The organism is Pseudomonas nitroreducens NBRC 12694, from assembly GCF_002091755.1.
Taxonomy (GTDB): domain Bacteria; phylum Pseudomonadota; class Gammaproteobacteria; order Pseudomonadales; family Pseudomonadaceae; genus Pseudomonas; species Pseudomonas nitroreducens.
The window spans coordinates 397,273-416,439 of sequence record NZ_BDAI01000003.1; the positions used below are offsets into that span (position 1 = coordinate 397,273).

The 19,167-nt window shown below is 64.8% G+C and carries 16 protein-coding genes; 10 read left to right on the forward strand and 6 right to left on the reverse strand.

The features are described 5' to 3' along the window. The first annotated feature begins 27 nt into the window (after positions 1-27). The 3 genes from PNI01S_RS10940 (at position 28) to PNI01S_RS10950 (ending at position 2,368) form a co-directional block, all read left to right on the forward strand. The gene (locus PNI01S_RS10940) at positions 28-813 is read left to right on the forward strand and encodes a transporter substrate-binding domain-containing protein (protein WP_054906669.1); all 786 of its coding nucleotides are present in this window, start codon (positions 28-30) and stop codon (positions 811-813) included. Positions 814-894: 81 nt separating this feature from the next. Further along, a complete protein-coding gene (locus PNI01S_RS10945; RefSeq protein WP_015475765.1) occupies positions 895-1,605 on the forward strand; it encodes an ABC transporter permease in 711 nt (236 codons plus the stop codon). Between the two features lie 13 nt (positions 1,606-1,618). Beyond that, positions 1,619-2,368, forward strand: coding sequence for an ABC transporter permease (locus PNI01S_RS10950; protein WP_084358240.1), 750 nt, complete (start codon positions 1,619-1,621; stop codon positions 2,366-2,368). A 98-nt stretch (positions 2,369-2,466) separates the two neighbouring features. Here PNI01S_RS10950 and PNI01S_RS10955 read toward each other — a convergent pair whose 3' ends face one another. Beyond that, positions 2,467-3,090 carry a TetR/AcrR family transcriptional regulator gene (locus PNI01S_RS10955; protein ID WP_024765611.1) on the reverse strand — a complete coding sequence of 208 codons (624 nt, stop codon included), beginning with the start codon at positions 3,088-3,090 and terminating at the stop codon, positions 2,467-2,469. 105 nt (positions 3,091-3,195) lie between these two features. Between PNI01S_RS10955 and PNI01S_RS10960 the strand changes: the two genes are divergently transcribed. Continuing rightward, positions 3,196-4,209: a M14 family metallopeptidase gene (locus PNI01S_RS10960; protein ID WP_084358242.1), complete on the forward strand. Its 1,014-nt coding sequence runs from the start codon at positions 3,196-3,198 to the stop codon at positions 4,207-4,209. A 226-nt stretch (positions 4,210-4,435) separates the two neighbouring features. Here PNI01S_RS10960 and PNI01S_RS10965 read toward each other — a convergent pair whose 3' ends face one another. Continuing rightward, entirely contained in the window at positions 4,436-6,019 is a 1,584-nt protein-coding gene (locus PNI01S_RS10965; RefSeq protein WP_024765609.1) for a peptide chain release factor 3, read from the reverse strand. A 115-nt stretch (positions 6,020-6,134) separates the two neighbouring features. Continuing rightward, complete coding sequence (locus PNI01S_RS10970; protein WP_038803231.1) at positions 6,135-7,406, reverse strand: cation:proton antiporter; 1,272 nt, start codon at positions 7,404-7,406, stop codon at positions 6,135-6,137. A gap of 448 nt (positions 7,407-7,854) precedes the next feature. Between PNI01S_RS10970 and PNI01S_RS10975 the strand changes: the two genes are divergently transcribed. The 5 genes from PNI01S_RS10975 to PNI01S_RS10995 all read left to right on the forward strand — a co-directional run bounded on the left by PNI01S_RS10975 (position 7,855) and on the right by PNI01S_RS10995 (position 13,100). After that, complete coding sequence (locus PNI01S_RS10975) at positions 7,855-8,571, forward strand: ABC transporter permease (protein WP_038803232.1); 717 nt, start codon at positions 7,855-7,857, stop codon at positions 8,569-8,571. A gap of 26 nt (positions 8,572-8,597) precedes the next feature. After that, positions 8,598-9,539 (forward strand): glycine betaine ABC transporter substrate-binding protein, encoded by a 942-nt coding sequence (locus tag PNI01S_RS10980; protein WP_051445684.1) that lies wholly within the window; start codon positions 8,598-8,600, stop codon positions 9,537-9,539. Between the two features lies 1 nt (position 9,540). Continuing rightward, a complete protein-coding gene (locus PNI01S_RS10985) occupies positions 9,541-10,206 on the forward strand; it encodes an ABC transporter permease (RefSeq protein ID WP_024765896.1) in 666 nt (221 codons plus the stop codon). 2 nt (positions 10,207-10,208) lie between these two features. After that, a complete protein-coding gene (locus PNI01S_RS10990) occupies positions 10,209-11,375 on the forward strand; it encodes an osmoprotectant ABC transporter ATP-binding protein OsmV (RefSeq protein WP_024765897.1) in 1,167 nt (388 codons plus the stop codon). A gap of 561 nt (positions 11,376-11,936) precedes the next feature. Next, a complete protein-coding gene (locus PNI01S_RS10995) occupies positions 11,937-13,100 on the forward strand; it encodes a type III PLP-dependent enzyme (protein ID WP_065083946.1) in 1,164 nt (387 codons plus the stop codon). Positions 13,101-13,316: 216 nt separating this feature from the next. Here the strand turns inward: PNI01S_RS10995 and PNI01S_RS11000 are convergent, their stop codons facing one another. The 3 genes from PNI01S_RS11000 to PNI01S_RS11010 all read right to left on the reverse strand — a co-directional run bounded on the left by PNI01S_RS11000 (position 13,317) and on the right by PNI01S_RS11010 (position 16,698). Next, positions 13,317-15,119, reverse strand: a complete 1,803-nt coding sequence (locus tag PNI01S_RS11000) for a phosphoethanolamine transferase CptA (RefSeq protein ID WP_065083945.1) — start codon at positions 15,117-15,119, stop codon at positions 13,317-13,319. A gap of 97 nt (positions 15,120-15,216) precedes the next feature. Continuing rightward, positions 15,217-16,011, reverse strand: coding sequence for a tetratricopeptide repeat protein (locus PNI01S_RS11005; protein ID WP_084358245.1), 795 nt, complete (start codon positions 16,009-16,011; stop codon positions 15,217-15,219). Between the two features lie 6 nt (positions 16,012-16,017). Continuing rightward, positions 16,018-16,698 carry a Fe2+-dependent dioxygenase gene (locus PNI01S_RS11010; protein WP_065083944.1) on the reverse strand — a complete coding sequence of 227 codons (681 nt, stop codon included), beginning with the start codon at positions 16,696-16,698 and terminating at the stop codon, positions 16,018-16,020. A gap of 201 nt (positions 16,699-16,899) precedes the next feature. On the opposite strand from PNI01S_RS11010, the gene PNI01S_RS11015 reads away from it, so the two are divergent. Next, positions 16,900-19,161, forward strand: a complete 2,262-nt coding sequence (locus PNI01S_RS11015; RefSeq protein WP_065083943.1) for a TonB-dependent receptor — start codon at positions 16,900-16,902, stop codon at positions 19,159-19,161. Positions 19,162-19,167: the final 6 nt, after the last annotated feature.

The window sequence follows — 19,167 nt, forward strand, 5'->3', positions numbered from 1 at the left end:
CAAACGAAAACAACGCAGGGGATCACGATGAGCAAGAAAGGTCTGTGCAATCTGATGGTGGGTGCGGCGATGCTGATGGCCGGCGCGGCGAGCGCCCAGGCCGAGACGATCCGCTTCGCCCTGGCCGCCGAACCCTATCCACCGTTCTCGCAGAAGCAGCCCGACGGTAGCTGGGTCGGCTTCGAGCCGGACCTGATCCACAAGGTCTGCGCCGAGATGAAGGCCACCTGCGAGATCGACGAAGTAGCCTGGGACGGCATCATCCCGGCGCTGCTGGCGAAGAAGATCGACGTGATCTTCAACTCCCTGTCGATCACCGACGAGCGCGAGAAGCAGATCGCCTTCAGCCGCCCCTATTACGACACCCCGGTCGCCGTCGCCGCGCCCCAGGCGGTGGATGTGCAGATCAGCCCCGAGGGCCTGAAGGGCAAGGCCATCGGCGTGCAGATCTCCACGGTCAGCTCCAACTACCTGAAGAAGTACTACGAGAAGATCGCCGACGTGCGCTACTACGACACCCAGGACTCGGTGAACGCCGACCTGGTGGCCGGGCGCATCGACCTGATGATGGCCGATGGCATTGCCGTGGCGTCTTTCGTCAAGTCGCCGGACGCCCAGGCTGCCGGCATCGTCAACAAGGGCGAAGTGAAGTACGACCCCCTGTTCGGCCGTGGCGTTGGCGCCGGCATGCGCAAAGGCGACACCGAGCTGAAGGCGAAGATGGACGAGGCCATCGGCAAACTGCTCGCCAGCGACGACTACAAGGCGCTGTCGGACAAATACTTCGGCATGAGCGTCGCGCCCAAGCAGTAACTCTGGCGCGATCCGCTTCAGCGCCCGCGCGCTTGTCCGGCGCGCGGGCACGAACCTGAGCCTCCCTTCCTGGAGACGGCCATGCAAAGCATCTTCGACCTGATCGGCTTCGGTCCTACCGGCTGGGGCCCGGCCCTGCTCAAGGGGTTGCTGGTCACCCTGCAGATTTCCGTCGGGGCCTTCCTGGTCGGCCTGCTGATCGGCCTGGCCGCGGCCAGTGCCAAGATCGGTGGTCCGCGCCCGCTGGCGATGCTCGCGCGCGGCTACACCACGCTGTGCCGGGCGGTGCCGGAGCTGCTGCTGATCCTGTTGCTGTTCTACGTCGGCTCCATGGGTCTGAACCAGTTCTTCGAGTGGCTCGGCTACGGCCAGGTGAAGCTCAACGGCATGATGGTGGCCATCGTCGTGCTTGGCCTGGTGCAGGGCGCCTACGCGTCGGAGATCTTCCGTGGCGCGATCCAGTCGATTCCCTATGGCCAGATCGAAGCGGCGCGCGCCTACGGCATGCACGGCTTCGGCCTGTTCCGCCGGGTGACCTTGCCGATGATGGCGCCCAACGCGCTGGCCGGCATGGCCAACCTGTGGGTCAACCTGATCAAGGACAGTGCGCTGATCAGCGTGGTGGGCACCAACGAGCTGCTCTACACGGCCAAGCAGGCCGCCGGCTCGACCCGTCACTACCTGACCTTCTACCTCACCGCGGCGGCGCTGTACTACGTGCTCACCGTGCTTTCAAACCTGTTCGCGGGCTACCTGGAGCGACGTTTCCGTCGCTGGATTCCGGCGGTCTGAACGAGGCGCGGCGATGAACGAACACTGGCTATTCGTCTATGGGGCCCTGCTGCTCAAGGGCCTGGGCACCACCCTGGTGATCCTGCTGATTTCCGCCATCCTCGGCTTCGCTCTGGCGCTGGTCGTGGCGTTGGCGCGGATGTCGCGCAACTTCCTGGTCTCGCGTCTGGCGCTGGCGTACACCAGCGTGATTCGCGGCACGCCGTTGCTGGTGCAGATCTACATCTTCTACTACGGCCTGGGCAGCCTGTTCGCGCAGTTCCCGCTGATCCGCGGCAGCTTCCTCTGGCCCTACCTGCGCGATGGCTTCTGGTACATCGTGATCGCGCTGATCCTCTCGGTCGGCGCCTACGTCGGCGAGGTGGTTCGCGGTGGCCTCAAGGCGGTGCCGCGCGGCGAGCTGGAGGCCGCTTCGGCGTTCGGCATGAACCGCAGGCTGGTGCTCTACCGTGTGTGGCTGCCGAGGGCGATCCGCCTGCTGCTGCCGACCCTGGCGGGGGAGAGCGTGATGCTGCTCAAGTCCACCGCACTGGCGTCCACCATCGCCGTGGTCGACCTGCTCGGCGCAGCCAACGTGGTGCGCGCGCAGACCTTCCAGGTGTATGAGCCGCTGCTGCTGGTGGCGGCGATCTATGTCTGCCTGACCTTCATCATCGAGGCGCTGTTCGCCGTGCTGGAGCGCACCACGCCGGTTCGCCGCGAAATACAGAAGCCGGCGCAGCGATCATGGTTGGGCAAGCGCAGGGCAAGGACGGCAGTTTGATAATGCACAGTTCGCCTTACGATCTTGCGAGCTAGAGCTGGATTAGGCGGGCGGCGCTCGCCTAATCCAGCCGACGCGCAGCAGATCGTTGCCAAACCTCAGGCGTAGGCGCCGCGACGGAGGCCCTCCACCCAGCAGCGGCTGAGTTCGAGACCGTCGGCGGCGCTGAAGTTGCTCGGGTTCAGGCACCACTCCAGCCACAGCCCGTCGAGCATGGCGGAGAGGCCGATGGCGGCCAGGCGCGGGCGCGCCACGCTGAAGTTTTCGGCGTGGGCGAGCTCGCTGATGAGTGTTTCGAGGATGGCAAGGTAGCTCTGATAGCCGCGCTCGTGCGCCTCGTTCACCGGCGGCGAGTGGCGGATCAGGCTCCAGAACACCACCCAGGGGCTGAGCAGGTCGGGGTCCAGCACTTGCGGTGAGAAGGAGCCGGTGAGGAAGGCTTCCATGCGTGCGGCGGGATCGCTGCCGACGGCGTCCACCTGCTGGTAGAGCGCCTGGGTGACCTCGCTGGCAAGGGTCTCGTAGGCCTGGGCAACCAGCGCGTCGATGCTGCCGAAATGGTGGTTCACCAGGCCCACGGCGACGCCGGCTTCCTTGGCGATGCGGCGCACCGAGATGCCTGCGTGGCCATCGGCGACCAGGCACTTGAGGCAGGCGCGCACTAGGTGGTCGCGACGTTCCTCGGAGGTGGCGCGCTGGGCTTTCTGGCGGGGCATGTCCACGGTGCGAGGTCCTTTTGCGGCGTGCCGGAAACCGGCGACTGGAGTCGATACTAGGAGGCGCCGGCAAAGATTTCCATGGGCTATTCGGACAGAGGAGAGGGCTTGATGATCGAGGATGTGTCCTTCAGCGTGCCGGGTGACTCCGGTGCGGAGCTGCGCGTTCTGGCGTGGCGTATCGACGGCGGCAAGCCGGGGCCGCGGGTACACCTGCAGGCCGGCGTGCACGCCGATGAAATCGCCGGTATGCTGGTGCTCCACGAACTGCTGCCGCGCCTGCGCGAGGCCGTCGAACGTGGCGCGCTCAATGGCAGCGTGACGCTGGTGCCGCAGGCCAATCCCATCGGCATCGGGCAGTTCCGCCAGGGGCGGATTCTCGGCCGCAACCACGATGCCACGTCGCGCAATTTCAACCGTGGCTTCATCGCCTCGGTAGCGGCCAGCGGGACCCTGGACAACCTCACGCTGTGGCAGAAGCGCCTGGCCGAACTGGCCGCGCCGGCGGACATCGTCCTCGACCTGCACACCGACGACGAGGCGCTGCAGTATGTCTACGTCCACGAATGCTTCTGGCCGGCCGCGCAGGACCTCGCCGCGGCGCTGCGCGCGGAATTGGCGATTGTCTGGGAAGGCTATGGCGACGGCGCGTTCGAGGAAGTGGTGATCGCCCCATGGCTGGCCGAACAGCGCTTTACGGAGCGCCTGGTGGCCACTGTCGAATTGCGCGGCCAGGGCGACGTCAGCGACGCGCTGGCGCAGCAGGATGCCGAGGGACTCTACCGTTTCCTCGGCGCCCGTGGCGTGGTCACCGACGCCGGGCCACTGCCGGAGTGGAAGGGCGTCGCTACGCCCATGGGCTTCATGGAAACGGTGTTCGCGCCTGCAGCCGGCGTGCTGGTGTTCGAGCGAGAACTGGGCGAATACCTCGAGGCGGGTGAGCGCTTCGCGCGCATCGTTTCGCGTCCGGGTGACCCTGATAGCGAACACATCCTGCGCGCGCCGCAGAGTGGCTTGTTCGCCACCCGTTACCGTGACCGGCTGATTCCCCAGGGCGCCATCGCGGGCAAGTTCACCGGTACGGCGCCTTCGAGTACCTGGAGCTCCGGCGCGCTCGATCCGTAATCGGCTTCTGTACGGGGCATCCCTCACCCCAACCCTCTCCCAGAGGGAGAGGGGGCAGATTGTGCGGGCTGACGCTGTGGTTTCATCCTGCACCGAACGGTCCCCTCTCCCGCTTGCGGGAGAGGGCTAGGGTGAGGGGCTCTTACCCGCGCATCTCGACTCAAAAGCAAACAAGGAAGAACAAAAAACGCCCGCACAAGGCGGGCGTTTTCGAACAGCGGCGAACTCAGTGGTGTTCGCGGGTGGCGCGGAAGGTGATGTCCGGCCAGCGCTCTTCCATCAGGCTCAGGTTGACGCGGGTCGGGGCCAGGTAGGTGAGGTGGCCGCCGCCGTCCACGGACAGGTTCTCGAAGGCCTTGTCCTTGAACTCCTTGAGCTTCTTCTCGTCCTGGCACTCGATCCAGCGCGCGGACCAGACGTTGATCTGCTCGTAGGCGCACTCGACCTTGTATTCCTCTTTCAGGCGGCTGGCGACCACGTCGAACTGCAGCACGCCGACGGCGCCGAGGATGATGTCGTTGTTGCGCTCGGGGAAGAACACCTGGGTGGCACCTTCCTCGGCCAGTTCCTGCAGGCCCTGGCGCAGCTGCTTGGACTTCAGCGGGTCCTTCAGGCGCACGCGGCGGAACAGTTCCGGGGCGAAGTGCGGGATGCCGGTGAAGCCCAGCGCCTCGCCTTCGGTGAAGGTGTCGCCGATCTGGATGGTGCCGTGGTTGTGCAGGCCGATGATGTCGCCGGCGAAGGCTTCTTCCAGCTGCTCACGCTCGCTGGAGAAGAAGGTCAGCGCGTCGGCGATCTTCACGTCCTTGCCCAGGCGCACGTGGCGCATCTTCATGCCCTTCTCGTACTTGCCCGAGCAGATACGCATGAAGGCGATACGGTCGCGGTGCTTGGGGTCCATGTTCGCCTGGATCTTGAACACGAAGCCGGAGAACTTCTCCTCGGTCGGCGCCACGGTGCGCTCGTGCGCGCCACGTTCCAGCGGTTGCGGGGCCCAGTCGACGATGCAGTCCAGCACCTGGTCGACACCGAAGTTGCCCAGCGCGGTACCGAAGAACACCGGCGTCATCTCGCCCTTGAGGAAGGCGTCCTTGTCGAACTCGTGGCAGGCGCCCTGGACCAGTTCCAGCTCTTCGAGGAAGTTGTCGTAGAGGTCGCCCAGGTGCGCGCGGGCCTCATCCGAATCCAGCTTGTCGATGACCTTGGTCTCGATGCGCTCGTGGCCGTGGCCCGGCACGTAGACGATGATCTTGTCCTGGGCGAGGTGGTACACGCCCTTGAAGTCGCGGTAGCAACCGATAGGCCAGGTGATCGGCGCCGCCTTGATCTTCAGCACGGCCTCGATCTCGTCGAGCAGCTCGATGGGGTCGCGGATGTCGCGGTCGAGTTTGTTGATGAAGCTGACGATGGGCGTGTCGCGCAGCCGGCAGACTTCCATCAGGGCGATGGTGCGCGGCTCGACGCCCTTGCCGCCGTCGAGGACCATCAGCGCCGAGTCCACCGCGGTCAGGGTGCGGTAGGTGTCTTCGGAGAAGTCTTCGTGGCCGGGGGTGTCGAGCAGGTTGATCATGTGCTCGCGGTAGGGGAACTGCATCACCGAGGTGGTGATGGAGATGCCGCGCTGCTTCTCCATCTCCATCCAGTCGGAGGTGGCGTGGCGGTCGGACTTGCGCGACTTCACGGTACCGGCGACGGCAATCGCCTTGCCCATCAGCAGGAGCTTCTCGGTAATGGTGGTCTTACCGGCGTCGGGGTGGGAAATGATCGCGAACGTGCGGCGCTTCGCGACTTCGGCGGCTTGGATGCTCATGGATGGATGCCTGGTCGATTCGGTGAAGACGGGCAGCGAGCGGCCCGAAAAACGCGGGATTATAGCCTGAATCGAGGCGTCGCCGGCAGACCCGGCGACGCAAGGCTCGGGGCTGTCAGTGGTCGCTGTCGGCGACCGGCTCGGCGCCCTTGTAGATGCGCCGCACCAGCGGGCCGATGGACAGGCCCTGGAGCAGGATCGACACCAGCACCACCACGTAGGTCAGGCTGAGGATCAGGTCGCGCTGCTCGCCCAGCGGCAGGGACAGCGCCAGGGCCACCGAGACGCCGCCGCGCAGGCCGCCCCAGACGAGGATGCGGATGGTCCCGGCGGGCACCTGGCGGCGGCCGTTCTCGGTCTGGCGCAGCACGACGATGGCCGGGGCCACGGTGAGCAGGCGCGAGACCAGCACCGCGCCACCCAGGGTGAACGCCGCCACCACGTGCAGCCAGTTGAACGGCAGCAGGAGCAGCTCCAGGCCGATCAGGGCGAACAGCAGGGCGTTGAGGATCTCGTCGATCAGCTCCCAGAACTTGTCGATGTAGCGCCGCGTTTCGTCGGACATGGCGTAGTGGCGCGCCTGGTTGCCGATGATCAGGCCGGCCACCACCATGGCGATGGGCGCCGACACGTGCAGCCGCGCCGCCAACGCCGCGCCACCGATCACCAGGGCCAGGGTCAGCATGACTTCCACCTGGTACTGGTCGATGCCGCGCATCATCAGGAACACCCCGTAGCCCAGCGCCGCGCCGAACAGGATGCCGCCGATGGCTTCCTGCACGAACAGCCAGGCAATCGTCGAGGCGGTGGGCGTTTCGCCGGCCAGGAGGATGCCCAGCAGGATGGTGAAGACCACCACGGCGGTGCCGTCGTTGAACAGCGACTCGCCGACGATGGTGGTGGCCAGCGGCTTGGGCGCGCCGGCGGACTTGAGGATGCCCAGCACCGCGATGGGGTCGGTGGGCGAGATCAGCGCGCCGAACAGCAGGCAGTAGATGAAGTCCACGTGCCAGCCGAAGAGGGCGAAGGTGTAGTAGGCCAGGTAGCCGATCACCGTGGTGGCGATCAGCACGCCGAAGGTGGCCAGCAGGCCGATGGGCCACTTGTAGTTGCGCAGGTCGGCGAGGTTCACGTGTAGCGCACCGGCGAACAGCAGGGCGGGCAGGAACCAGGTCATCAGCACGTCGGAGAAGTCGATGCGGCTGATGATCTGCTGCATCTCGACTTCCAGCACCGGGTAGCCCAGCAGCGACATGCCCTGGGCGATGAAGGAAAAGATCAGCGCGGTGGCCATGACGCCGATGGTTGGCGGCAGGCGGATGAAGCGGTAGTTGACGTAGGTGAGCAGGGTGGTCAGCGCGATGAACGCCGCGGCCAGATCAAGCATGGCGATGGATCTCCGTGGTAGGCAAGAACGCCGGCCCCGAGTGACCTATCCATGGGTCGGGGGCACGCGAAAGGATCCCGATGATAACCGCTGGGCGAAGTCGCGTACGTTTTCACCGGGCGCATCCGCCGTTGGGCAAGCGGCGGGGGCCGATGGTTCAGCCGGATCGGAAGTTTTTTCGAAAGTTTTTTTGTCCGCCACAGCCCCCGGACCATGGGGGCTGAAGCCGAATGCGCGGCCGCGCGATGGCACAAGGATGGCAATTTTATTGAACGTAACGGCGCGCACGGGGGTCCACCGCTTCGCGACGACAATCCGTAGGCGCTTTCGCAAGTACTTGATTCTCGTCGCGTTTAATCGAGGTCCCAGGTAAGTCTCAGGACGGGATCGAGCGTCACGTGAGCGCGGCGATGCCAGTCGCCGCGCACCCGAAGGGAGTCCCCCAACCATGGTGAAGTCCACCACGGGCAAGGCCCTGTTCGGCGTCTGCTTCGCAGTCGTTGTGCTGGCTTTGCTGATCCACTGGATCACCCCCGCCACTCTGTGGCAGTACCGCGAAGACCTGCTGTTCTACCTGCAGGCGCACCTGATCCTGGTGTTCGCGTCCATGTTCGCCGCCATTGTGGTCGGCATCCCCGCCGGCATGCTGCTCAGCCGGCCCGCCCTGCAAGGACAGGCCGAGCGCCTGATGCAGATCTTCAACGTCGGCAACACCATCCCGCCACTGGCCGTGCTGGCCATCGCCCTGGCGATCGTCGGGATCGGCAACGGCCCGGCGATCCTCGCGCTGTTCCTCGCCTCGCTGCTGCCCATCGTGCGCAATACCTACGAGGGCCTGCGCGCCGTGCCGGCGTCGCTCAAGGAAGCGGCCACCGGCATCGGCATGACGCCGCGCCAGGTGCTACTGCGCGTCGAACTGCCCAATGCGGTGCCGCTGATCATGGGCGGTGTGCGCATTGCACTGGCGCTCAACGTCGGCTCCGCCCCGCTGGCGTTCCTGATCGGCGCCAACAGCCTGGGTAGCCTGATCTTCCCCGGCATCGCCCTGGACGACCAGTCCAAGCTGCTGCTCGGCGCCGTGTGCACTGCGCTGCTGGCGCTGGTGCTCGATGGCCTGGTGGTGCTGTTCAGCCGCGGCTTCCTGGAACGGGGGCTGGCGAAATGAACGGGAGTTGTTTGAAAGGAACCCGCATGACACGACGTCTGCTCGGCGCGCTGGGCCTTGTGCTCGCCGCCACAACCGGTCTCGCCCAGGCGGCCGATGTGATCCGCATCGGCGGCAAGCCGTTCACCGAGCAGCGCCTGCTCACCGCTATCACCGCGCAGTACCTGCAAAGCAAGGGCTACGAGGTGAAGGTCACCAACGGCCTGGGCAGCACCCTGGCGCGCAGCGCGCAGCAGAGCGGTCAGCTGGACCTGGTCTGGGAATACACCGGCTCGTCGCTGATCGTCTACAACAAGGTCAAGGACAAGCTGGACGCCGAGCAATCGCTGGCCAAGGTCCGCGAACTGGACGGCAAGAAGGGGCTGGTCTGGCCCACGCCCGCGCCGTTCAACAACACCTATGCGCTGGCGATGCCCGAGGAGCAGGCCGAACAGCTCGGCGTGCGCACCCTCAGTGATCTCGCCCGGGTGATGAAGGAGCAGGGCGACAAGCAGACCCACCTGTTCGCCATGGACCCGGAGTTCGCCGGCCGCCCGGATGGCCTCGCGCCGATGAGCGAGCTGTATGGCTTCCATTTCACCCGCGACGACGTGCGGCAGATGGATGCGGGCCTGGTGTACACGGCGCTGAAGAATCGCCAGGTATTCGTCGGCCTCGTCTATACCACCGATGGCCGTCTGAAGGACTTCAAGCTGCGCGTGCTGCAGGATGACAAGCAGTTCTTCCCGTTCTACAACGCCGCGCCGGTGATGCGTGCCGATCTGCTGCAGAAGCATCCAGAGCTGAAGACGCTGTTCGATCCCATCGCCAGGCTACTCGACGACAAGACCATGCAGGCGCTCAACGCCCAGGTCGATATCCAGCAGGAGCCGGTGCAGCGCGTCGCGCAGCAGTTCCTGCGCGAGCACGATCTGCTGGGCGACAAGGCTCAACCTGAACAGGACCAGCCCACAAAGGAGGAGAACTGACATGGACTTCATGACCGTGATTTCCCGCCTCGACTGGGTGCAGGTCGGCCAGCTGACGCTGCAGCACCTGATGCTGGTGTCCATCGCCGTGGGCCTGGCCATCGTCGTCGGCGTGCCGCTGGGCGTGCTGATGACGCGCTTCAAGTGGCTCGCCGGGCCGCTGCAGGGCGCCGCCACCGTGGTGCTGACCATCCCGTCCATCGCGCTGTTCGGCCTGATGCTGCCGCTCTACTCGAAGATCGGCCAGGGCCTCGGCCCGCTGCCGGCGATCACCGCGGTGTTCCTCTATTCGCTGCTGCCGATCCTGCGCAACACCTACCTGGCGCTGACCAACGTCGAGCCCGGCATCCGCGAAGCCGGCAAGGGCATCGGCATGACCTTCTGGCAGCGCCTGCGCATGGTCGACATCCCCATCGCCGTGCCGGTGATCCTCGCCGGCGTGCGCACCGCCGTGGTGATGAACATCGGCGTGATGACCATCGCCGCGGTGATCGGCGCCGGCGGCCTGGGTGTGCTCATCCTCAATTCCATCAGCCAATCCAACATGCCCATGCTGGTGGTCGGCGCGGTCCTGGTGAGCCTGCTCGCCATCGCTGCCGACCTGCTGCTGCAGTGGTTGCAGCGTGCGCTCACCCCGAAGGGCCTGCGCCCGCAGACAGGAGACTGAACATGATCGAACTCGACCAACTGACCAAGACCTTCACCCTCAAGGACGGCAAGGAATTCCGCGCCGTCGACAAGGTCAGCCTGACCGTGGACAAGGGCGAGATCTGCGTGTTCCTCGGCCCCTCCGGCTGCGGCAAGACCACCACGCTGAAGATGATCAACCGCATCATCCAGCCCACCTCCGGGCGCGTGCTGATCGACGGCCAGGACACCGCCGAACTGGACGAGGTGACCCTGCGCCGGCGCATCGGCTACGTGATCCAGCAGATCGGCCTGTTCCCCAACATGACCATCGAGGAAAACATCATGGTCGTGCCGCGCCTGCTGGGCTGGGACAAACAGAAGTGCAAGGACAAGGCGCGCGAGCTGATGGCCATGGTCAAGCTCGAACCCAGGCAGTACCTGTCGCGCTATCCGCGCGAGCTGTCCGGCGGGCAGCAACAGCGCATCGGGGTGATCCGCGCGCTGGCGGCGGATGCGCCGCTGCTGCTGATGGACGAGCCCTTCGGCGCGGTGGACCCGATCAACCGCGAGTCGATCCAGAACGAGTTCTTCGAGCTGCAGCGCAAGCTGGGCATGACCGTGATCATGGTCAGCCACGACATCGACGAAGCGATCAAACTGGGCGACAAGGTGGCGGTGTTCAAGAGCGGCCGCCTGCTCCAGTTCGACCACCCGGACACGCTGCTGGCGCACCCGGCGGACGAATTCGTCAGTGCCTTCACCGGCCAGGACAGCACGCTCAAGCGCCTGCTGCTGGTGCGCGCCGAGGATGCCGCCGACAGCAGTATCGTCACCGCCAACCCGCAGACCACAGTGGCTGAAGCGCTGGAGAAAATGGAGGAGGACGACCGCCGCTACCTGGTGGTGGTCGATGCCAACGGCAAGGGCCTGGGCTACGTGCGCCGCAAGGACATGCGCCGCAAGGACGGTGTGTGCAGCGACTTCCTCAACGAATTCCGCGTGACCGCCAGCCATGACGAACACCTGCGCATCCTCTTGTCGCGCATGTACGAGTTCAACAGCTCGTGGTTGCCGGTGCTCGATGCGGACGGGCAGTTCCTCGGCGAGGTGACGCAGGAGTCCATCGCGGACTACCTGAGCTCCGGACGCTCGCGGGGGCGCAAGACCAATATCGTGTCGCCGGCTGAAGTCGCCCAGGCATCGTAGGGAGATTACCTGTAGGAGCGACCTTGCTCGCGAATAGCCGTGGTGCGTACGGTTTCCCTCTCCCTAACTCTCTCCCTGAAGGGAGAGGGCGGGGGAGAGGGAGAGGGAGCGCCCAGCCCCGATTCTCCCCGTTCAACCTCTACCAAATCCCACCCGCACCACCCATCCCGAACAGCTGAACTCCCCCCTCTGTCACCGGTCGTTAACTCAGTAGGCCGATGATGCTGAAACCCGTCGAAAGCCCCGTTCTGTGCGGTATTCCGTGCATTTTGTTGAGTATCCAAAACAGTCAACCGGTAGTGCGACAAAGGGATGTAAAAAAGCGGCAATTCAGGGTTGAACTCACGAACTTCAGGTCCTAAAGTTCGCGCCCGAACGTCCATGCTGGAAACGATCCATCCGGCTCAAGTACTGACGACGAGAGATAGCCGGTGCCTTGCCCCGGTATCGGTAATGCTCGGCGACATGCCTTGGGAAGTAGGCGAACCAAAGTGGGGAAACGGATTCGACGTTCAGCTTCACCCCTACGAATAACCTGTTCTGCCATTTGGAGTCCCAACCATGTCCATCAAGGTCGAGGATTACTTCGCCCCCGACACCTTCCAGCGCATGAAGGCGTTTGCCGACAAGCAGGAAACCCCCTTCGTCGTCATCGACAAGCAGACCATCGCCGATGCCTACGACCAGCTGACCGACTGCTTCCCGTTCGCCAAGATCTACTACGCGGTGAAGGCCAACCCCGCCACCGAGATCACCGAGTTGCTGCGCGACAAGGGCTCGAACTTCGACATCGCCTCCATCTATGAGCTGGACAAGGTGATGAAGACCGGTGTGCGCGCCGAGCAGATCAGCTACGGCAACACCATCAAGAAAGCCCGCGACATCCGTTACTTCTACGAGAAGGGCGTGCGCCTGTTCGCCACCGACTCCGAGGCCGACCTGCGCAACATCGCCAAGGCTGCGCCGGGCTCCAAGGTCTACGTACGCATCCTCACCGAAGGCTCCACCTCCGCCGACTGGCCGCTGTCGCGCAAGTTCGGCTGCCAGTCCGACATGGCCATGGACCTGCTGGTACTGGCCCGCGACCTGGGCCTGGTGCCCTACGGCGTGTCCTTCCATGTGGGTTCGCAGCAGCGCGACATCGGCGTGTGGGACGCGGCCATCGCCAAGGTCAAGGTCATCTTCGAGCGCCTGAAGGAAGAAGACGGCATCGAGCTGAAGCTGATCAACATGGGCGGCGGCTTCCCGGCCAACTACATCGCCAAGACCAACAGCCTGGAAACCTACGCCGAAGAGATCATCCGGTTCCTCAAGGAAGACTTCGGCGACGACCTGCCGGAAATCATCTTGGAGCCGGGCCGCTCGCTGATCGCCAACGCCGGCATCCTGGTCAGCGAAGTCGTGTTGGTCGCGCGCAAGTCGCGTACCGCCGTGGAGCGCTGGGTGTTCACCGACGTGGGCAAGTTCTCCGGCCTGATCGAAACCATGGACGAGTCCATCAAGTTCCCGATCCACGTGGAGAAGAAAGGCGAGCTGGAAGAAGTGGTGATCGCCGGCCCGACCTGCGACAGCGCGGACATCATGTACGAGCACTACAAGTACGGCCTGCCGTTGAACCTGGCCGCGGGCGACCGCCTGTACTGGCTGTCCACCGGGGCCTACACCACCAGCTACAGCGCGGTGGAATTCAACGGCTTCCCGCCGCTGAAGGCGTTCTACCTGTAACGCTGAATGCCCCACGAAAAGCCCCGCCGTTGCGGGGCTTTTTCATTCTGCGGCGCTGAAGCTGTTGCGCAGGAGCGGACTTTGTCCGCGAAATCCCGCACCAAGGAGGAAGCCGAAGCGACACACCACCCTGTAGGAGCGAGCCTGTGCACTCTCGTCGGACGGAATGAAGAACGCCCCGCAATGCGAGGCGTTCTTCATGGCATCACCGCAGATTCAACCCTCCTTGGGCTGCGTCTTCACCGGAGCCTGCGCGGTGGCCGGCGCCTTGGCGTCGGTGGCGATTTCCTGCTGCTGTGCGGCCTTGTCCATCGGCAGCTTGTCGAACTCGTGCAGGCCGTCCTTCCTGTACGGGTCGCCGATCCAGCGCGGCGCCGCGGCGAACTTCTGGTTCACCAGGCTTTTGGCGGGTTCGTAGCGATCGTAGCTCAGGCCGGCGAGGTCCGACAGGGTGTGGATCAGGTGCGAGCTGCTGTAGGAGCGATTGGCCACTGCCTGCAGGTCGCGGGGGTGGTCGGCCTGCCAGCTTGGCGAGGTCCAGACCATGAACGGAATGGTGTACATCGGCCGGGTCGGGTCCATCTCGTTGCGGCCCAGGCGGTCGTGGTTGCCCGAGCTGTAGACCTCTTCGCCATGGTCGGAGAGGTAGAGCATGAAGCCGTTGGCGTTGGCCGCCGAGTAGCGCTTGATCAGGCTCGACACCACGAAGTCGTTGTAGCGCACTGCGTTGTCGTAGAAGTTGTAGGTCTCCACCTGGTCATCCGACAGCGCCGAGGGTGCGCCCTGGCGGTCCTTGAAGTAGGCGAACTCTTCGGGGTAACGGTAGCGGTAGTCCATGTGCGTGCCCAGCAGGTGGACGACGATGAACTTCTTCTGCGCCGGGTCCTTCAGGGCCTTCTCGAACGGGTCCAGCACCACGCCGTCGTACTGGCTGGCGTTCTGGTTGCGCTGGTTGTTCAGGTACGCCTGCTCGTCCGTCTGCTGGGAGAAGGTGGTGAGCATGGTGTTGCGCTTGGTCATCGTCTGCTGGTTGGTGATCCAGAAGGTCTTGTAGCCCGCCTGTTTCATCAGGTTGATCAGCGACGGATCAGTGAGGAACTTGTCCGGGTTCTGCTCATCACCGAAGGTGAGGATCTGCTGCATCACCTCGATGGTGTAGGGACGCGGCGCAACCACGTTCTGGAACACGGTCAGGCCCTTGCCGCTGGCGGCGAGGGCGTCGAGGTTCGGCGTGGTATCGCGGCCGTAGCCGTACAGGTGCATGTGCTGGCGGGTGGTGGATTCGCCCAGCACCAGCACCAGCGTGCGCGGGGCTTCGCCGCTGCTGTCCTTGAGGTTCTGCAGGGGCGGCAGGGAGGCGTTCTGCTGCAGCAGCTTCTGCATGTTGTCCAGCTGCTGGCGGTACTGGACGTACCCCACCACCAGTTGCCACGGCACCGCCGGCTCCATGCGCGACTGCACCTTTTCCAGCGCCTGGGCGAAGGTGCGCTCCTGGGTGACCATCTGCTTGTAGAAGGGGTAGAACAGGTTCAGCACCACCAGCAGCACGGCCAGCGGCACGCGGGCATAGGCCGGCATGCTGATCGGGCGGATACGCTTCCACAGCACCACGGCGACCACGGTGTAGGCCAGCAATGCCAGGCATAGCCAGAGGCTGAAGTACTGGCTGAAGTATTCGCCGGCCTCGGCGGTGTTCGACTCGAACATCACGAAGATGACGCTCTGCGAGAACTCCTGCTTGTAGATGCCGAAGTAGCTCAGGCCCACCAGCGAGGCGCCCCAGAGCACCAGGCCGATGACGGCGGCGATGCCCTTGGTGAAGCGCGGCAGCAGCAGCGGCGGCGCGAGCCACAGGCTGCTGAGGAAGAAGGCATCGCGGAAGCCGGCGAAGCCAGTAGTGCCGCTGAACAGGATCAGCGCCTGGGTAACGCCGGAGAAGTACCAGAAGAACAGCAGGAGCCAGCCCAGGGCGGCCCAGTCCACGCGTTTGCGCGCTGCGGGGGATGTGGTGTTCGACACTTGCGCCTCGTCGTTACGTGGCGGCTGCCGAACACTCCGGCAGCCAGGTTAGCCGGCGAAGGTAGCAAGGTTGGCGTGAAAATTACGTCAAGGGGTGTCAGGCGACACCCATCTGCTCGGCGAGTTGATGCAGGTCCGATTCGTCGCCCAACTCGGCGGCGCGCTGGAAGTAGGCCAGGGTCAACTCCCGCAGGCTTGGCGGCATGGAGTCGGCGAGCTGCCGGCGGGCTACGCGCAGGAAGTTGAGGTTGCCGCCTTCCAGCGCCCGTTTCAGCCAGATGCGCGCGGCTGGCAGGTCGCCGCGCTCGGCGAGCACCGAGGCGTGGCTGAACTGGCCACGGAAGTCACCGGCCTCGGCCGACCGACGGTACCACTGGTGAGCCGCGCCAAGGTCGCGGGGCACCACCAGACCTTCCTCGTGGAAGCGCCCCACCAGGTTCATCGACTTGGCATGGCCCAATGCCGCCGCGCCCTCGTAGAGCGATAGCGCGCGGGCATCGTCGCGCGCCACACCGCGGCCGGTGGAAAGCAGGTTGGCGAGGTTGTACATGGCCCAGTCGAGCTTCTGCTGCGCCGCGATGGCGTAATGGCCGGCCGCAGCCGTTTCGTCCTTGGCGCACCCCCAACCGTGCTCCAGGCAGCGCCCGAGCATGTTGCGGGCCATGGCATGACCGCGCTCGGCGGCGATGCCGAACCAGGTCAGCGCCAGGCCGATGTCCTGTTCGATGCCGTGGCCGTCGAGGAGAATCTGCCCGAGTAACGCCTGGGCCTCCAGGTTCCCTTCACGGGCGCCGGCCAGGATGAGCCGGGCGGTCTGCCGCGGATCGTCGGCGAGCTGGCCGGTGAGGTCTTCGACATTGATTTCTTCAGTGCGACGCAGGACGAAGCTCATGGCGGATCAGACGTCCACCCAACGGCGCAGCAGGTTGTGGTAGGTGCCGGTCAGCTCGATCAGCGCAGGGTGGTCCGGCACGTCGCGGGTCAGTGCCTGGATCGACTGGTCCATCTGGAACAGCAGGGCGCGCTGGCTGTCCTCGCGCACCAGGCTCTGGGTCCAGAAGAACGAGGCGATGCGCGCGCCACGGGTCACCGGGTTGACCTTGTGCAGGCTGGTGGCGGGGTAGAGCACCAGGTCGCCGGCCGGCAGCTTCACCTGCTGGGTGCCGTAGGTGTCCTGGATCACCAGTTCGCCGCCGTCGTAGTCGTCGGGGTCGCTGAAGAACAGCGTCGAGGACAGGTCGGTGCGCACGCGCTCGCGGCCACCCTGGGTGTCGCGCACGGCGTTGTCGATGTGGAAGTCGAACGAACCGCCGCCGGTGTAGCAGTTGAACAGCGGCGGGAAGACCTTGCTCGGCAACGCGGCGGACTGGAACAACGGGTTGCTCCACAGGCGCTGCAGCATGGCCTCGCCGATCTCGCGGGCCAGCGGGTGGTCCTGCGGCAGTTGCAGGTTGTGCTTGGCGCGGGACGACTGGTAGCCCGCGGTGACCTTGCCGTCGGCCCACTCGGCCTGTTCCAGGGCGGCGCGGATGCGCGTCACCTCATCGCGGGTGAAGACGCCGGGAATGTGCAGCAGCATGGGCCGGTTCCATCAGGTTCGATAATTTGCCAATGATAATGATTTGCAACAGATCGGTACAACCGCCATACCCCTGCTTCCGACAGGGAGAAAATGTAAAAGTTGTAAATCATCTGCGTATGGTAATGAATGTGAATTGATACAAATTCTTATTTGCAATAGATTGCGCGGCCTTCATGAACCCCTGGGGAGGGAGTTGCGATGTCGCGTCAATCCACCGAGTTCGCCGGCAGCAAGCCGCGCCTGCTGGTTTCCGCCGTCGGTGTGGCGATTACCGCCATGTCCGGCACTCACCTGGCCCACGCTGACGAGGCTATGCCGAAGAAGTCCGGCCAGGACGTGCTGTCTCTGGACGCCGACACCGTTGTCGGGGCGCAACAGCAGGATCCGACGACCTACAACGTCGAGAAGTCTTCCAACGAGAAGTACACCGCGCCGCTGCTGGAGACGCCCAAGACCGTCACCGTGATCCCCCAGCAGGTGATCAAGGATACTGGCGCGCTGACCCTGCAGGACGCCCTGCGCTCCACTCCCGGCATCACCTTCGGTGCCGGCGAGGGCGGCAACCCGGCGGGCGACCGTCCGTTCATCCGTGGTTTCAACGCCGAGAGCGATACATTCCTGGATGGCATGCGCGATGTGGCCTCGCAAACCCGCGAGATCTTCAACATCGAACAGATCGAAGTGAGCAAGGGCCCGGGCTCGGCCTACACCGGCGCGGGGTCCACCGGCGGTAGCCTGAACCTGATCAGCAAGACCGCCAAGCAGGCCGACTTCAACGATGCCAGTATCGTACTGGGCACCGACCAGACCCGCCGCACCACCCTGGACGTCAACCACAGGCTGGGCGACAACGCGGCCTTCCGCCTGAACCTGATGAAGCACGATGCCAACGTCGCCGGCCGCGACGAGGTCAACGTCAGCCGCTGGGGCGTGGCGCCGACCGTCACCTTCGGCTTCGATACCCCGACCCGTGCCACGCTGTCGTACTACCACCTGTCCACCGACGACATGCCCGACTACGGCATTCCGCTGACCCTGGCCGGGCGCAGCGAGCGCAACCCGAGCAAGCCGGTATCGGTGGACAAGAGCAACTTCTACGGCCTGAACGACCGCGACTACCGCAAGAGCACCACCGACACCGGCACCTTCCGCATCGAGCATGACCTGAACGACAACCTGACCCTGTCCAACAGCTTCCGCCTGGTGCGTACCACCCTTGACTACATCGTCACCAACCCCGACGACAGCCGCGGCAACGTCGCCAACGGGCTGGTCTATCGCTCCTCGAAGAACCGTAACTCCACCTCCAAGGGCTGGGTCAACCAGACTGACCTGAAGGCCACCTTCGACACCGGTTTTGTCGGCCACACCCTGGTCACCGGCATGGAGTTCAGCTACGAGGACGTGCACAACCGCCCCTATGTCATTACCCCCGGCGGCGGCAGCGGCAATACCTGCACCCCCGGCTTGCTCGCCAGCGGCGACTGCACCAGCCTGAACAAGCCCACCCCCGGCGACCACTGGACTGGCAGCATCACCGACAGCGCCGCCTTCACCGACACCGACACCAAGACCGCCTCGGCCTACGTGTTCGACACCCTGAAGCTCAGTGAGCAGTGGGATCTCAACCTCGGCCTGCGTTACGACGACTACGAAACCCGCTCCAGCGGCTACTCCACGGGCGGCCGCGGCTCGCCCGCCGGCGATTTCGACCGCCAGAGCAACACCCACTTCTGGAACTACCAGCTCGGCGTGGTCTACAAGCCGGCGCCCAACGGCAGCATTTATGCGGCCTGGTCCACCTCCAGCAACCCCAGCGGCGAAACCGCCGGCGAAGGCGGTGGCGACCTCAGTCTGGCCAACGCCAACCTCGACCCTGAGCGCAACCGCAACTACGAGATCGGCACCAAGTGGGCCTTCTTCGACGAAGCGCTGTCGCTCAATGCGGCGATCTTCCGCACCGACAAGACCAATGCCCGCGTCGCCTCGCCGGACGACTCCACCGTCCAGGTGCTCGATGGCGAGCAGCGCGTGCAGGGCGTGGAGCTTGGCTTCAGCGGCGCACTGACGCCCAAGTGGAAAGTCTTCGGCGGCTACACCTACCTGGACAGCGAGATCCTCAAGTCCAGCGTGGCCAGTGACGAGGGCAACCGCATGCCGCAGACCGCGCAGAACAACTTCACCCTGTGGTCGACCTACGATGTGCTGCAGAACTTCACCGTGGGCGGCGGCGCAACCTACGTCGATGAGCAGTACGGCAACACCGCCAACAGCACCATGATCCCGTCCTACTGGCGCTACGACGCCATGGCCAAGTACGTGATCAGCAAGAACGTCGACCTGCAGCTCAACGTGCAGAACCTGACCGACAAGCGCTACTTCGACCAGGTCTTCAGCACCCACATGGCGCACGTGGCCCCGGGCCGCACCGCACTGCTGGGGGTCAACGTCCACTTCTAAGGGCCG

Coding starts and splice junctions, on each gene's coding strand:
- PNI01S_RS10940 (WP_054906669.1), top strand. CDS start 28: ATGAGCAAGAAAGGTCTGTGCAATCTGATGGTGGGTGCGGCGATGCTG.
- PNI01S_RS10945 (WP_015475765.1), top strand. CDS start 895: ATGCAAAGCATCTTCGACCTGATCGGCTTCGGTCCTACCGGCTGGGGC.
- PNI01S_RS10950 (WP_084358240.1), top strand. CDS start 1,619: ATGAACGAACACTGGCTATTCGTCTATGGGGCCCTGCTGCTCAAGGGC.
- PNI01S_RS10960 (WP_084358242.1), top strand. CDS start 3,196: ATGATCGAGGATGTGTCCTTCAGCGTGCCGGGTGACTCCGGTGCGGAG.
- PNI01S_RS10965 (WP_024765609.1), bottom strand. CDS start 6,019: ATGAGCATCCAAGCCGCCGAAGTCGCGAAGCGCCGCACGTTCGCGATC.
- PNI01S_RS10970 (WP_038803231.1), bottom strand. CDS start 7,406: ATGCTTGATCTGGCCGCGGCGTTCATCGCGCTGACCACCCTGCTCACC.
- PNI01S_RS10975 (WP_038803232.1), top strand. CDS start 7,855: ATGGTGAAGTCCACCACGGGCAAGGCCCTGTTCGGCGTCTGCTTCGCA.
- PNI01S_RS10980 (WP_051445684.1), top strand. CDS start 8,598: ATGACACGACGTCTGCTCGGCGCGCTGGGCCTTGTGCTCGCCGCCACA.
- PNI01S_RS10985 (WP_024765896.1), top strand. CDS start 9,541: ATGGACTTCATGACCGTGATTTCCCGCCTCGACTGGGTGCAGGTCGGC.
- PNI01S_RS10990 (WP_024765897.1), top strand. CDS start 10,209: ATGATCGAACTCGACCAACTGACCAAGACCTTCACCCTCAAGGACGGC.
- PNI01S_RS10995 (WP_065083946.1), top strand. CDS start 11,937: ATGTCCATCAAGGTCGAGGATTACTTCGCCCCCGACACCTTCCAGCGC.
- PNI01S_RS11005 (WP_084358245.1), bottom strand. CDS start 16,011: ATGAGCTTCGTCCTGCGTCGCACTGAAGAAATCAATGTCGAAGACCTC.
- PNI01S_RS11010 (WP_065083944.1), bottom strand. CDS start 16,698: ATGCTGCTGCACATTCCCGGCGTCTTCACCCGCGATGAGGTGACGCGC.
- PNI01S_RS11015 (WP_065083943.1), top strand. CDS start 16,900: ATGTCGCGTCAATCCACCGAGTTCGCCGGCAGCAAGCCGCGCCTGCTG.